Genomic DNA, 14591 nt, shown 5'->3' with positions numbered 1-14591 from the left:
AGTAAGCCGGAACCATGAGAGCACTCACCTGGCAAGCAACGATGAAGGTCGCCGTCGACGAGGTCCCCGATCCCGTGATCGAGCAGCCGACCGACGTCGTCATCCGCGTCACCTCCACCGCCATCTGCGGATCCGACCTGCACCTCTACGACGTGCTCGGGCCGTTCCTGGCCAAGGGCGACGTGTTGGGGCACGAACCGATGGGCATCGTCGAGGAGGTGGGCTCCGAGGTGCGGAACCTCGCGGTCGGCGACCGCATCGTCGTGCCCTTCGTCATCGCCTGCGGCACCTGCTTCATGTGCAGCCGCGGGCTCACCACGCAGTGCGAGACCACGCAGAACCGCGAGAGCGGCACGGGCGCCTCGCTCTACGGCTACACCGAGCTGTACGGCTCGGTGCCCGGCGGGCAGGCCGAGCGGCTGCGCGTGCCCCTCGCCGACTTCAACGCGATCAAGGTGGGCAGCGAGCTGCCGGATGAGCGCTACTTGTTCCTGAGCGACATCCTGCCGACGGCGTGGCAGGGCGTGCAGTACGCAGAGCTGCCCGAGGGCGGGGTGCTCGGCGTGATCGGGCTCGGGCCGGTCGGGCAGTTCGCCGCCCGCATCGGTCGCCACCTCGGCCATCGCGTCATCGCGGTCGACCCCGTGGCGGAGCGGCGCGAGATGGCCGAGCGCCACGGCATCGAGACTCTCGACCTCACCGACGACGTGCTCGACCGGTTGCGCGAGCTCACCGACGGGCGCGGCCCCGACTCCATCGTCGACGCCGTCGGCATGGAGGCGCACGGCAACCCCGGGGCCGCCTTCGCGCAGTTCGCGGCGGGCCTCCTGCCCGACCCGCTCGCGAAGAAGGCCGCGAAGACGGTGGGTGTCGACCGCATGGCCGCGCTGCTGCTCTCGCTCGACGCGGTGCGCCGCGGCGGCACGGTCTCGTTGAGCGGCGTGTACGTCGGCGCCGCCGACCCGATGCCGTTCGTGACCATGTTCGACAAGGGCATCACGCTGCGCATGGGCCAGTGCAACGTGCAGTCGTGGATCGACACGCTGCTCCCCCTCGTCGAAGACCCTGCCGACCCGCTGGGCGTCGAAGACCTCGTCACCCACACCGTTCCGCTCGAGGAGGCGGCGCGCATGTACGACGTGTTCAAGAAGAAGGAAGACGGATGCATCAAGGTCGTTCTGAAGCCGTGAACCCGTGGGACGAACCGGGCGAGGCCCACACGCGGCCGCCCGGCGTCGACGATGCGACCGTCGAGGCGCTCGGCAAGCTGTCTGAGGCACTCGAGGTGGTGGAGCAGGCACGAGGGGGGCTCTACGCCTTCCATCGGCTGACCGGCATGGCCGATCTCGCGTTGGGCGAGGCGGTGGAGCTGTTCCGCTCGGCCGGCCACGACGAGCTCGCCGAGCGGCTCTCGACCGGGCTCGTGGGGCGCAACGTGATCGAAGGGCGCTGGACCTTCCAGCTCGTCGAGGAGTACGACGACGGGTACTACGCGGCCTTCCGCGAGGCCGAGCGCGAGGCTCGCGACCGTCTCGTCGAGGGCCGCCGCCACCTCTTCGAGGCCGAGATGAAGGAAGACCGCCGCACCCCCGGCCTCCGCCACCACGAGGCCCGTCCCGCGCAGCGCGAGTAGCCCGCTGACGCGCCCCGTCGCGCGAGGGACGGGGCGCGTCAGCGGGAGGTGCGCGAAGGCGCGGTGGGGGTGGCGCGCACGCGGGAGCGGAGGGAGGGGCGGAGGGCCGCGAAGGAGCGGCCGCGCCAGGCGCTCAGCCACACGCCCGCGCCGTAGGCGACGTCGTCGAGCCGGCGGAGCACCGCGAAGCGCAGCGGGTCGAGCTTCGCGCGCGTGCGTCTCCACTCGAACAGCGAGTCGACCACCGCCGCCACGGCGAGCGCGCGTCGCACCCGCCGCGAGACCAACGCGGCGGCGACCGCCGCCGGCCACCAGTGCCTGAGCAGCAGCGCCGAGGCCTGCACGAACGAGGCCGCACTGCCGTCGGCCACGAGGCGCGCCGCCGAGGCCACAGGTCGCGAGCTCCTCGGCAGCCGGCGCGCCAGCCGCACGATCGTCGCCGTCACGATCACCCCGGCGACCGGCAGCGACCACCGCCGCTGTGCCAGCAGCGCGAGCAGCATCGCCGCGCTCCACGGCGCCAGCACCGCGGGCGCGATCTCCTCGGGGTGGCGCAGGGCGAGCGGATGCGCGCCCGTGCCGTAGAACGCCTTGCGTGCGAACCAGGCGCGCAGCCCCGTTCGAAGCTCGTGCCCTGCCACCGCCGCGGGCTCGTAGCGCACGCGATGTCCCTCGGCATCGAGTCGCCACACCAGGTCGACGTCTTCGGCGACGCGCATCCCCTCGCCGAATCCTGCACCGAGCGCGTCGGCCCTGCCCACGAGGCACGTGCTCGACACCCACGACACCCGCGACCTCGGCCGCACGAGCGCCGGCAGCCGCCCCAGGTCGAGCGAGGCACGCGCGCCCTCGTAACGCTCGACCGCCGTGGGCCGGTCGACCTCGAGCCCGACGATGCGCGGCGCGACGACGGCGACCGCGGGGTCGGCGAAGTGCTTCAGCATGAGCTCGACGGCGCCCGGTTCGATCACCGCGTCGGAGTCGACGAACACGACGAGGGGTGTCGCCACGAGCCCGAGTCCGTGGTTGCGGGCACCGGCCGGCCCGAGATTGCGGGCGAGGGGCTCGAACCTGGCACCGTGCGCCTCGGCCACCCGTCGCACCGGCTCGGCGTCGATCGAGGCGTCGTCGACGACGATCACCCGCCCCGCGAATGCCGCGCCCAGCGCGCCGAGGAGCCGCTCGAGCTGACGGGGACGGTCGCGCACGGGCACCACCGCGGTGACGTCGTCCAGCCCGAACTGCGACGCGGGCAGGCGCTCCACGACGGGGTCGGCGACCCCGGTGCCGAGCAGCAGGTCGGCCAGCACCGAGCTCGCGGCATCGGAGACGACGAGCTCGCGGTCGCTGAGGCGCAGGGCCGCCGCGGGCGTGAGGTGCAGCATCCGGAGCGGTGCCCCGCCCACGAGAGTGCGACCGCCGTCTTCGACCCGAACCCTTCTGCCGAGCCTCACGACGAAGCCGTCGGGGAGCCGCTGCCGCGTCGCCATGCGCTCCTCCCACCGGCCCGCGCCGGCGCGGGGCTCGTCTTCGATCGTATCGAGCCGGCGAGGGTGCAGCGCGCCGCCGTCGCGGCTTACGATGAGGGGGTCAGGCCGTGTATCCGGCCTGTGCTCGAAAAATGGGCACGACACCGCCGCGCGGGCGCGGCGCGCGAGACACACACGGAATCGCACCGTCACGTCTCGAAAGGCCCCGCCATGCCCACCGTGTCGACCCAGGTCGCCGTCACCCTCTCGCACTTCGTCTCCGACATGTTCGGGGTGATGGGCAACGGCAACGCCCACCTGCTCGACGCCCTCGACCGCCTCACCCCCGTCGAGTACACCGCGGTGCGTCACGAGAGCGGCGCCGTCGCGGCTGCCGACGCCTACCACCGTGCCGGAGGAGGCCTGGCGGCGGCCACCACCACCTACGGCGCGGGGTTCAGCAACACCCTCACCGCGCTCGCCGAGGCGGTGCAGGCGCGCTCGCCGCTCGTCCTGGTCGTCGGCGACGAGCCGACCTCGGGCCCCCGCGACTGGGACGTCGACCAGATCGCACTCGCGTCGGCGGTGGGCGCGCGCACCTACACGGTGGGGCGAACGGATGCTGCGGCCACGACAGCGATCGCCGTCGAGCACGCCCTCTCGTACCGCCTGCCGGTGGTGCTCGCGCTGCCCTACGACGTGGCGACGGTCGAGGCGGGGCCGGTGCCGCCCGCCCCCGCGCTGCGGCTGCCGGAGCCCGTGCCGCCGACGGGAGCGTTCGCCGAGGCCGCAGTGCGCGATCTCGCCCGGGTGCTGCGCGAGGCCGAGCGGCCGCTGCTGCTGGCGGGCCGCGGCGCGTGGCTGGCGGGGGCGGGTGAGGCGCTCGGGCGGCTCGCCGCGCTCACCGGGGCACTCACCGCGACCACGGCACTCGGGCGCGGGGTGTTCCCCGAGGCCCGCTACGACCTCGGCGTCACCGGCGGTTTCGGCTCGGAGGCGGCGATGCACCTCATCGCCCGCGCCGACGTGGCCGTGGTGTTCGGGGCGTCGCTCAACGCCTTCACGATGCGGTTCGGGGAGCTGTTCGGGCCGGGGGCCCTGGTGACGCAGGTCGACCTCGCGGCGTCGGCGACGCATCCGCACGTCGGGCGGTACCTGCGCGCCGACGCCCGGCTCGTGGCTGAGGCGCTGGTGGCCGAGCTCGAGGCGCCCGCGGGTCGCGCGGAGCTCGCGGGTGCGGGCGGCACCGGCCGGCGCTCGTGGCGCGAGAGCGCTCCGCTCGACGGGGTGCACGACCGGCACGAGGGCGAGGCGTTCGCCGACGACGGGCGGCTCGACCCGCGGTCGGCGGCGCGGCGGCTCGGCGAGCTGCTTCCGGCCGACCGGGTCGTCGTCTCCGACGGCGGGCACTTCATGGGTTGGGCGAACATGTACTGGCCGGTTGCCTCCCCCGACCGCATGGTGATGGTGGGCACCGCCTACCAGTCGATCGGGCTCGGCTTCCCGAGCGTGGCCGGCGCCGCCCGCGCCCGGCCCGAGCCCGTGATCGTGCTCAGCACCGGCGACGGCGGCGGACTCATGGCCCTCGCCGACTTCGAGACCGCCGTGCGCACCGCATCCGGCCGCGGCATCGCCGTGGTGTGGAACGACGCCGCGTACGGCGCCGAGGTGAACCTCTACGGGCTGAAGGGGCTCGCCCAGCATCCGATGCGCATCCCCGAGGTCGACTTCGCCGCAATCGGCGAGGCGCTCGGGGGCGAGGGTGTCGTCGTGCGCCACCTCGACGACCTCGATGCGGTGCGGGCGTGGGCGGAGCGGCCGGTGGCGGAGCGGAGGTTCCTCGTCGTCGACCTCCGCATCAGCGCGGAGGTGCGGTCGCCGCACCAGGAGGAGATCATCCGCTCGACGCGGTGAAGCCGCCGGGAGCCTGCGACGCAGGGCATGCGGCACGCGCCGGTTCGAGCCAGAGTGAAGAGGTGCCCGACCTCTCCTTGGCGACCGCTCCGCCGCACCTGCGCCCCTTCCATTCCTCGCCCGAGCAGGCGGCGGGCGGCGGGGAGCGCGTCGTGCTCACGATCGGCAACTGCCAGGCCGAGTCGCTGCGGGTCGTGCTGCCGCAGGACGCCGGTCTGCTGACCGTGCGCACGCCCCCTGTGCACGAGCTCACCGAGACGGATGCGCGACAGCTGCACGCCTGGATCGCCCGCGCCGACCTCGTCGCCCTCCAGCCCGTCCGCGACGACTACCGCGGTCTCCCCGTCGGAACGCGGCAGCTGCTCCAGGCCAACGCCGGTCGCGCGCGCGTGGCCGTGGTGCCGATCATCCGCTACGCCGGGCTGTATCCCCGGCAGCTCATCGTGCGCCCGCCCTCCGACACCTCTCTCACCCCGCCGCTCGTTCCGTACCACGACGCCGGGGTGCTCCTCGAAGCCGCAGGTCATCGGCTCCCCCCGCTCACCCCGGCGGCGGTGCACGCCGTCGCACGGGCGTCGCTCGACGAACTCCGCGCCCGAGAGGCCGCACATGGCACGGTGCGCGCATCCGACCTCTTCGATGCACCGAGCTTCGGGCTCATGCGCACCATCAACCACCCGGGCAACCCCGTCTGGGCGGCCCTCGCCTCCCGTGTGCTCGAGGCCTGGGGTGTCACAGCAGCGCCCCACGATCCGGGCCGGCCCCTGCTCGACTCGGTGCACGCCCCGCGGGAGCAGGCGGTCATCGACGCCTTCGGGCTGGAGGCGGATGCTCGCCCCGACTGGACAGTCGACGGCGAGACGGTGGGATTCGAGCGCATGAGGCGGGCGCATCTCGACTGGTACGCCGAGCATCCCGATGCCGTCGCCGCGGGCCTCGCCCGGCACGAGGCGACGCTTCGCGCGTTGGCCGGCGCATGACGGCCGTCACGACCGGCATCTCCGCCATCCCGGGCACGGTGCGGAGGGAGCTCATGCTCGCCCCCACCGCCCGGCCCGTCGGCGACCCGCACCTGCATATCACCCGCGATCCGCGCCACGGGGTCACCCTCTACGCCCAGCAGATCGCGGATGCGCTGGCCGGCCGATCCGGGCACAGCACGGCCGAGGGAACAGGCTCGCACCCCCCGGGCCGAGACCGGGTGCACCTGCACTTCACCGACCGGCTGTGGGGCGACGACCCGGCAGGGGCGGCCACCGCTGTCGAGCGGATCGCCGAGCGCTCCTCGGTGACGGTGACCCTGCACGACCTGCCGCAGCCCTCCGACGGGGCCCGCGGACTGCCCCGCCGCGCTGCGGCCTACCGTCGCGTGGTGTCGGCGGCGGCGGGCGTGGTGTGCAACAGCGACCACGAGGTGACGTTGCTCCGGCGGTTCGTGTCGGCGGCGGCCGACCCCACCGTCATCCCGCTGCCGGTCGACCCCGCCCCCGGCGCCCCGGGGGTGACCTCCGATGAGGATCGGATCCGGTTCGGCGGGGTCGGCGGGGTCGGCGGGGTCGGCGGCCCGGTGAGCGACCGTACCGTTGCGGGGCGCCGCCACGGCCGTCAGCCCTGGCCGACGGTCGGGGTGCTCGGGTACATCTACCCCGGCAAGGGGCACGACCGGGTGCTGCGGGCCGTCGGCACGCTCGGGCGGTGGCCTCGCCCCTCGGTGGAGGCGCTCGGGCGCGCCTCGGAGGGCCACGAGCACGACCTCCAGAACCTGCGACGGAACGCGCGCTACGCCGGGGTCGCGCTCACGGTGAGCGGGTATCTCGACGACGGCGAGCTGCTCGCCCGGTGCCGCGGCACCGACGTTCCCGTCATCGCCCACGCGCACGTGTCGGCCTCGGGATCGCTCGGCTCGTGGCTCGCGGCAGGACGGCGGCCCGTGGTGCTCCGCAGTGCCTACATGGAGGAGATGGCCGAGCTCCACCGAGGCTCCCTCACCCTCGTCGACCCCCGTGAGCTGGCCGGGGCGATCGAGCACGCACTGGCCTACCCGGAGACGACCTGGCTCGCGCCGGACTCGCTCCTCGGGCCCACTCTCGCCGAGGTCGCCGCCCGGTACCGCGCGTTCTGGGCGGGAGTGGACTGGTGAGTGGCATCGATCACGCGGTGCCCGCCAACGACTGGACGGTGCTCGACGGGCTGATCGCCGACCCTGCTCCGCTCGTCTCCGTGATCGTCGTGCACTACGAGCAGCCCGACGAGCTGGCGCGCACACTCCACGCGCTCGGGCGGCAGAGCTACGACTCCGCCCTCCTCGAGGTGATCGTCGTCGACGACGGCTCCGCGCATCCGCCCGCCGTGCCCGAGGGCGTGCGGCTCGTCGTGCAACCCGACCGCGGGTTCCGGGTGGCGGCGGCGCGCAACGTCGGCGCGGCGCTCGCGCGAGGCGAGGTGCTCTGCTTCCTCGACGCCGACACCTCCCCTGAGCCGGGGTACGTCGAGGCGCTCACCCGGCTTCCCGCCCTGTGCTCCGACGTGGTGACGGTCGGCCGCCGCCGCCACGCCGACTTCACCGCGAGTGCGGGCGTCGAGCCCGTCGAGATCGCGGGGCCGCGGGCCGAGCTCACTGAGCCGCAGTGGCTGCGCGACGCGTACGCGCAGTCGCGCGACCTCCTCGACGCCGACCAGCGCTCCTACCGCTTCGTCATCTCGGCCGTTCTCGCCTGCTCACGCCGGTTCTTCGAGCTCACCGGCGGTTTCGACGAGGACTTCGACGCCTACGGCGGGGAGGACTGGGAGTGGGCTCACCGCGCCTGGCGGCTCGGCGCGGTGCTCGCCCATGTTCCCGAAGCGGTCGCCTGGCACGCGGGGCCCGATCTGGCTGAGCGCTCGGCCGACCGCACCGAGCTGGTGCAACGCAAGAACGTCGAGGCGCTGGCGCTGCTCGACCGCATTGGAGTGTCGGCGCGGCGCGACCTCGGCGTGCTGAGTGCGGCAGTCGACGTCGTGGTGGAGCTTCCGTCGGGGTCGGCCGCGGCATCCGTCGTCTGCGCCGACGTCGTGCTCGCCGCCCTGCCTGCGGGGCGCGTGCTCATCGACGACGAGCACGCCGCGCGGCTGGCGGGCGACGGGCGAGTGCTCGGCCGTGGGTCGCCCGGTGCCGAGAACGCTCGGAGCACGGCGCGGGTCGTGGTGCGCGCCTCCCACCTCTTCACCGTGCCCCGGGCGGAGCGGCCTGCGTTCGCCGAGCAACTCGCGACCGCGACCGAGCAGGTGGGCACCGGTTCGCTCGGCTGGCGCGAACTCGTGACCACCGCCACTGCCACCGACACCGCCACCGACACCGCCACCGACGCGACGGCCGACGACCTCCCCACCGACCCCACCGCACCCCCCGCCACCCCGCTCGGGCTCAGGCTCGAGGTGGCTGCCGCCCGCGCGGAGCACCGGCGGGCGCGGCGCCCGGACGCACACGGGTACGTGCGCGACCGGCGCCCCTGTGCCGCGACCCCCCTGCTGCGCGAGCCCGACCTCGAGGCCCACCTCGCCGGCTGGGGCGGCTGACAGCCCCTGCCCAAGGCCGGAGGGGGTTCGAAAGTGCACGTATTTCGACGACCGAGCCGTATAGGAGCTCGGTCATCGAAATGCTTGCGGTTTCGAACCGGGCGCCGCGCGCGAAGCGGGCGCGAAGACGCGCCGCGCGCCCTCAGTGCTCGTCGGCGATCGCCGCCCTGAACTCCTTCGCGCCCCAGCGCACGCACTCGGCGATCTGCGCCTTGTGCTCGTCGGAGAGCCGGTAGTCGGGCGCCACGATGGTGAGCGCGCCCACGGTGATGCCGTTCGTGTGCACGCTCGCCGCCGCGGCCCAGACGCCTCGGTCGACCTCGCCCGCGCTCTCGGCGTAGCCGGTCTCGCGCAGCGGTTCGAGGTCACGCTCGAGCTTCGTCTTGGCCTGCTTCGAGAGCACCGGCCCGAGCCGGTTGAAGTACTGGGCGAGCTTCGGCGGCGGCAGTTCGCTGAGCAGCAGCTTGGCGGCGGCACCGCCGTACAGCGGCATGAGCGTGCCGGGCTGGAACGAGATCGAGATGGGGTGGTCGCTCTCGGCCATGGCCAGACACACCGCGGAGTCGTTGACGCGGCGGAGGTAGAGCGCCGTCTCACCCGTCTCCTCGGCCATGCGGTTGAGGATGGGCTGCACCTGCCCGCGGAAGTCGATGGTCGTCTCGGCTGCCCTGGCGAGCCTGAAGATCTGGGGCGAGAGCACGAACCGCCCTTTCTCGCGCTCCTCGATGAGGTCGAGCTCGCGCAGCAGCGAGATGTAGCGGTAGGCACTCGGCACCGAGATGTCGTGCTTCTCGAGCACATTGTCGACGGTGAGCTCCGGCGTGCTCTCGCTGAACTCGAGCAGGATCTGCAGCGCGCGGCGGGCGCTGTCGACGCCCTTGGTGCGCTGTGCCTCGGCGGGCGCGGGCGCAGCCGTCTCGTCAGGACGAGCCCCGTCGGCCTCGTCGATGTTCTCTGCGGCGTTCATCATCGGCTCCGATCGATCCTACCCGCGGGTTGCACGACACCCGTCGTCATCGAGCACCGCGAGTGTACGGCGTGCCCAGGGCGGGCGGCACCACCGAACTGCGGGCGAAGACGATGAGCATGAGGATGACGATGATGAACGGCAGCATCTTGATGATGTCGGCGGGCACCGTGAACCCGATCACCTGGAGCGCCGGGCCGATCGCCACGGCGAGTCCGTAGACGAGCGAGGTGATCATGACGACGAGGATGCGCCCCCGCGACAGCATGGTGATCACGATGGCGATGAAGCCGAGACCGTTGGTCAGCATCGGGCTGAACGTCGCTGTCGTGATGAGCGACAGGTACGCGCCGCCGAAGCCGACCAGCGCGCCGCTCAGGACCACGGCGATCGAGCGGGTGCGCACGACGCTTCCGCCGGCGGCGTCGAGCGACGACGGCTTCTGCCCCGCCGACCGGGTCGACAGCCCCCAGTTCGTGCGGGCCATCGCGAAGGCGAGCACGAGGGCGACGATGACGGCGATCCAGAAGATGCCGGTCTGCCCGAACACCGACGGCCCCACCACGGGGATGTCGGACAGCCCCGGGATGGCGATCTTCGGCGGCGTGCCGAGGCTCGCGGGCGACTTGGTGTAGTTCTGCAGATACAGCACGCTCGTGATGCCCTCGCCGATGAGCGTCACGGCGAGGCCGATGACGATCTGGTTGAGGCCGAGCCAGACGTTCAGCACCAGCATGGCGAGGTTGCCCACGATGCCGCCGACGATTCCCGCGAGCACTCCCACCCAGAAGCTGCCCGAAACCAGGGTGGCGACGAAGGCGGAGTAAGCGCCGATGAGCATCACGCCCTCGATGCCGAGGTTGAGCACACCCGCCTGTTCGCCGATGGTCTCACCGACCGCCGCGAGCATGAGCGGCATGGCCTGGGCGATGACGGTGGCGATGAAGACCGTGACGAAGGCGGCCGAGAGCATGTCGCTCATACGGAGGTCCTTTCCGATGCGCTGCGGCTCTCGGTGGCCGAGGTGCCGGCCGAGGAGGAGGCCACCGACGAGCCGAGGAAGGGCTTCAGCACGGTGCGCCGCAGCCCGGCGGGCACGTAGCTCTGACCGAGCTTCCGGCGATCGCCGATGTATTCGGTGATGGTCATGAACAGCAGGATGAGGCCGACGATCACGAGCAGGAAGTCGACGTTCAGACCTGCCTGCTGGGCGGCGAGGGTGCCGCCGGTCGCGAGCACGGCGTAGAACGCCACGAACGGGATGGCCGCGACGGGCCGGAACCGGGCGAGGAACACCAGCGGCATGACGGCGTCGCCGTACCTCGGGTCCCAGTCGGCGCGCTGGTAGGTGAACTGGCCGAGGATGTCGATCGACCCCGCGAAGGCGATGAGTCCGCTGGAGAGGGCGAACAGGAGGATGACCATCCAGGTCGAGTTGAGTCCCACGTGGCGGGCCGCCTTCGGGCTCGCGCCGAAGATGTCGACGCGCAGCCCGAACGAGGTGCGGCTCAGCACGAACTGGGCGACCACGGCGAGCACGATCGCGATGACGAATCCGATGTGGATCTGGGTGCCCGGAATGTAGGGCAGCAGCTCGTCGTCGGGGATGACCGCGGTCTGCGGGGTGGTGACTCCGGGGTCTTTGAAGATGCCTTTGATCAGCAGGTTCACCACTCCCACGGCGATGAACGACATGACGAGCGAGGTGATGATCTCGTTCGTGCCGTAACGCGCCTTGAGGATGGCCGGGATGAGCGACCACACCGCCCCCGCGAGCACGGCCACGATGAACACCACGATGGTGGCGAGGAAGGCGGGCATGACGTCGAACAGGATCGGGCCGAGACCCGAGGCGACCACGGCACCGAGCAGGTACTGGCCGTTGTAGCCGAGGTTCCACAGCTGCCCGCGGAAGGCGACGATGAGCCCCACTGCGACGATGACGAGCGGCGCCATCAGCACGAGGCTGCGCTGCCAGTTGTTGCCCGTGATGCCGTACTTCCAGACGCCCGCGAAGAACTCCAGTGGGCTCGCGCCGATGGCCATCATCACGAAGGCCGACACGATGAGTGCGAGCAGCACGGGCACGACGGCTCTGATGAAGCCCTCCGCGAAACGGCGGGCGGCGGATGTCTCGGTGTTCATTCGGTGCCCTCGATCGCTCCGGTCATGTAATGGCCCACCTTCTCGGCCGTACCCGGCCCGTCGTTCACCACGCCGCCGACGAGGCGACCGCGCGAGATGACCTCGATGCGGTGGGAGAGCTCGATGAGCTCGTCGAGGTCGGTGGAGAGCAGCAGCACGCTGCCGCCCGACGCCGCGAAGTCGATGAGCAGCTCGCGCACGAGGTGCACCGTCTTCAGGTCGAGCCCGTAGGTGGGCTTGTTGACCACCACGAGCCGGGCGCCGTTCGTGAGTTCGCGGGCCAGCAGGATCTTCTGGATGTTGCCGCCCGACAGCGTTCCCGCCCTGGTCGCAGGAGACGGGGTACGGATGCCGTACTCGTCGATGAGACGGCGGGCCTCCACGTCGACGGCCTTGGGCTGGATGCGCCCCGCCTTCCAGAACGGCGCCTGGCCGATGCGCTTGATGACGAGGTTGAGAGCGACCGACATGGAGCCGATCGTGCCCTCGTGGAGGCGGTCGTCGGTGACGTAGCGCACGCCCTGCTGCTGCCGGCTGCGCACGCCCGAACGGGTGATGTCGGCTCCGTCGAAGAGCACGGTGCCCGACGACGCGGGCCGCTGCCCGGCGACGAGCTCGGCGAGCGCCTGCTGCCCGTGCCCGTCGATACCGGCGATGCCGAGGATCTCGCCCTCGTGCACGGTGAGTGAGACGTCTTCGGCCTCGACGTCGCGGCCGAGGCCCTTGCTCGAGACCCCGCGCAGCTCAAGCCGCACGGGCCGTGCCGAGAAGTCGATCGACCGGGTCTCCCGGGTGGCTTCCGTGGCACCCGCGAGATCGGCGAGCTCGGCGGTGCTCGCCGACGACGCGACCATGTCGTCGCCGAACATGGCGGCGAGGATCGCATCCTGCGCCTGCTGCTCGCTGTACGACGCGAGCTCGGCCTCGGAGATGTGGCCGACGTTCCTGCCGCCGCGCAGGATGGTGACGCAGTCGCCCATCTCGTAGGCCTCACGCAGCTTGTGGGTGATGAGCACGACGGCCAGACCGTTGGCCTTCACGCGGTCGATGCTCTCGCCGAGGTGCTCGATGGCCTGGGGGGTGAGCATGGAGGTCGGCTCGTCGAGCACGAGCAGCCGGCTGCCCTTCCACATGGCCTTGGCGATCTCGACCTGCTGCTGCTGGCCGAGCCCGAGGTCGGAGGTGAGGGCGTCGGGGTCGATGCGCACACCGAGGAGGTCGGCGAGCTCCTCGAGGCGCTCGGTGGCGCGCTTCTTGTTCTGCAGCGCCCCCGACTCGCCGAGCATGAGGTTCTCGAGCACTGTGAAGGCGGGAACGAGCGTGGAGTGCTGGTGCACCACGCCGATGCCGTAGTCGACGGCCACCTTCGGCGACGAGATGTCGACCGGTGAACCCCCGATCGAGATCGTTCCCGAGTCGGGCTGCTGCATGCCGGCGAGGATGCTGATGAGCGTCGACTTGCCGGCTCCGTTCTCGCCGAGCAGGCAGTGCACCTGCCCACCGACGATGTCGAGCGAGACGTCGTTGTTGGCGATCACCCCCGGGAAGGCCTTGGTGATGCCCCTCAGCGAGATGACCTCGCTCGTGGCCGTTGTCGTCACGGATGCTCCTTGCGTGTGGCGGGGTGGGGGGCCGGCTCCCCGGGAGCAGCCGGCCCCGTCGTGGCGTCGGGTCAGTTGCCCTTGGCGGCGATGACGGCGGCGACCTCGTCGGCCGAGGTGGCGATCGTCGGCGTGATGGAGCCGTCGATGATGCCCTGCGAGGCCTTGTCGACAGCGGCCTTGATCTCGGGGGTCATGGCGTCGGTCTCCTGCAGGTACATTCCGCCGTTCTCCACGTCGACCGGGTAGGTCTTCGTGCCGAAGGTGCCGGCGTCGACGTCTTTGATGGCCTCCACGTAGGCGGGCTCGTAGTTCCAGCGCACCGAGGTGAGCAGCTTCGACGGGTCGCTGAGGCCGGGGGTGACGTCGCCGATGTCGGCGATGTACTTCACGTTCGAGGCGGCGTCGATGGCCTGCAGGTAGCCGTGGGTGGCTCCGTCGCCCATGCCGAACACCACGTCGGCGCCCGAGGCGATGATCTGCTCGGTGGCGACCTTGCCACCGGCGGCGTCGGCGTAGGCAGCCGGGCCGACCGAGGTGTAGAGCACCTGGATGCTGGGGTCGACGCTGTAGACACCCTCGGCGAAGCCCGACGACATGGCGAACCAGTTCGCGTTGTCGGCCGAGACCACGATGCCGACCTTCTTCGAGGTGGTCGACATGGCCGCGGCAATGCCCGCGAGGTAGCCGCCCTCCTGGCCTTCGGGCTTGGCTGCGGCGATCTGGCCGGGCACGTTCTCGTCCTCACCGGCATCCTGGATGAGGATCGGGACCTTCTTGGCGGCGGCGGTGGCCGCGGCGCCCACGTTGTAGCCCGAGGCGTGCGCGACGATGAACTGCGCTCCCCCGTCGGCGACCTGGGTGAGCACGGTCTCGATGTTGTCGTAGCCGGCGTCGGGAACGATCGTCACCTCGATGCCGAGCTCCTTGGCCGCCTCGTTGGCCGCCTCGATCCCGGCCTGGTTGTAGCCGTAGTCCGACTCGTTCTCGGGGGCGACGAGCGCGAACTGCGTGACCTCGGTTCCGCCCGACGCGGTGGAGTCGTCGGTCGGGGTGTCGCCGCCACGACCCGACGAGCAGGCGGCGAGGCTGAGCGCGAGTGCGCCCGAGACGGTGACGACGACCAGTCGCGACGCTGTGCGCCGCCGGCCACCGCTGGTGAGAATGTTCATTGCCAGAATCTTCCTCTCAGGATGATGGGCCCCGGCTTCTTTGCTTCGGATCCTCTTACATTGTGCAGGGGTGACGCTACGATATGAGAAGAATCCGAGCTTGCCAAGCCCGAAATCGAGTTGTTACCTGTCCGA

At 71.7% G+C, this 14591-nt stretch carries 12 protein-coding genes; 6 read left to right on the top strand and 6 right to left on the bottom strand.

The genetic code is table 11. The features are described from left to right. Positions 1-14 precede the first annotated feature (14 nt). Positions 15-1190, top strand: coding sequence for a zinc-dependent alcohol dehydrogenase (locus ABFY20_RS03650; RefSeq protein ID WP_368498591.1), 1176 nt, complete (start codon positions 15-17; stop codon positions 1188-1190). Beyond that, positions 1163-1633 carry a hypothetical protein gene (locus ABFY20_RS03645; protein WP_368498590.1) on the top strand — a complete coding sequence of 157 codons (471 nt, stop codon included), beginning with the start codon at positions 1163-1165 and terminating at the stop codon, positions 1631-1633. Before ABFY20_RS03650 ends, ABFY20_RS03645 begins: the two co-directional genes overlap by 28 nt. 38 nt (positions 1634-1671) lie before the next feature. Here ABFY20_RS03645 and mftF read toward each other — a convergent pair whose 3' ends face one another. Beyond that, positions 1672-3123 carry a mycofactocin biosynthesis glycosyltransferase MftF gene (gene mftF / locus ABFY20_RS03640; protein WP_368498589.1) on the bottom strand — a complete coding sequence of 484 codons (1452 nt, stop codon included), beginning with the start codon at positions 3121-3123 and terminating at the stop codon, positions 1672-1674. A gap of 210 nt (positions 3124-3333) precedes the next feature. On the opposite strand from mftF, the gene ABFY20_RS03635 reads away from it, so the two are divergent. The 4 genes from ABFY20_RS03635 to ABFY20_RS03620 all read left to right on the top strand — a co-directional run bounded on the left by ABFY20_RS03635 (position 3334) and on the right by ABFY20_RS03620 (position 8571). Beyond that, positions 3334-5016 carry a thiamine pyrophosphate-binding protein gene (locus ABFY20_RS03635; protein WP_368498588.1) on the top strand — a complete coding sequence of 561 codons (1683 nt, stop codon included), beginning with the start codon at positions 3334-3336 and terminating at the stop codon, positions 5014-5016. Positions 5017-5078: 62 nt separating this feature from the next. Further along, on the top strand, positions 5079-5996 hold the full coding sequence (locus tag ABFY20_RS03630; RefSeq protein ID WP_368498587.1) for a WcbI family polysaccharide biosynthesis putative acetyltransferase: 918 nt from the start codon (positions 5079-5081) through the stop codon (positions 5994-5996). Further along, positions 5993-7156 carry a hypothetical protein gene (locus tag ABFY20_RS03625; protein ID WP_368498586.1) on the top strand — a complete coding sequence of 388 codons (1164 nt, stop codon included), beginning with the start codon at positions 5993-5995 and terminating at the stop codon, positions 7154-7156. Before ABFY20_RS03630 ends, ABFY20_RS03625 begins: the two co-directional genes overlap by 4 nt. Then, entirely contained in the window at positions 7153-8571 is a 1419-nt protein-coding gene (locus ABFY20_RS03620; protein ID WP_368498585.1) for a glycosyltransferase family 2 protein, read from the top strand. The genes ABFY20_RS03625 and ABFY20_RS03620 overlap by 4 nt, the downstream gene beginning before the upstream one ends. 142 nt (positions 8572-8713) lie before the next feature. Here the strand turns inward: ABFY20_RS03620 and ABFY20_RS03615 are convergent, their stop codons facing one another. The 5 genes from ABFY20_RS03615 to ABFY20_RS03595 form a co-directional block, all read right to left on the bottom strand. Then, entirely contained in the window at positions 8714-9541 is an 828-nt protein-coding gene (locus ABFY20_RS03615; protein WP_368498584.1) for an IclR family transcriptional regulator, read from the bottom strand. 43 nt (positions 9542-9584) lie between these two features. Continuing rightward, positions 9585-10520, bottom strand: coding sequence for an ABC transporter permease (locus tag ABFY20_RS03610; RefSeq protein ID WP_368498583.1), 936 nt, complete (start codon positions 10518-10520; stop codon positions 9585-9587). After that, on the bottom strand, positions 10517-11683 hold the full coding sequence (locus ABFY20_RS03605; protein WP_368498582.1) for an ABC transporter permease: 1167 nt from the start codon (positions 11681-11683) through the stop codon (positions 10517-10519). The genes ABFY20_RS03610 and ABFY20_RS03605 overlap by 4 nt, the downstream gene beginning before the upstream one ends. Next, positions 11680-13284 (bottom strand): ABC transporter ATP-binding protein, encoded by a 1605-nt coding sequence (locus ABFY20_RS03600; protein WP_368498581.1) that lies wholly within the window; start codon positions 13282-13284, stop codon positions 11680-11682. The genes ABFY20_RS03605 and ABFY20_RS03600 overlap by 4 nt, the downstream gene beginning before the upstream one ends. A gap of 71 nt (positions 13285-13355) precedes the next feature. Then, on the bottom strand, positions 13356-14456 hold the full coding sequence (locus tag ABFY20_RS03595; protein WP_368498580.1) for a BMP family protein: 1101 nt from the start codon (positions 14454-14456) through the stop codon (positions 13356-13358). Positions 14457-14591: the final 135 nt, after the last annotated feature.

The organism is Herbiconiux sp. A18JL235, assembly GCF_040939305.1.
Taxonomy (GTDB): domain Bacteria; phylum Actinomycetota; class Actinomycetes; order Actinomycetales; family Microbacteriaceae; genus Herbiconiux.
The sequence above is the reverse complement of the archived record's forward strand: the minus strand, read 5'-3'. Positions and strand labels throughout refer to the sequence as shown.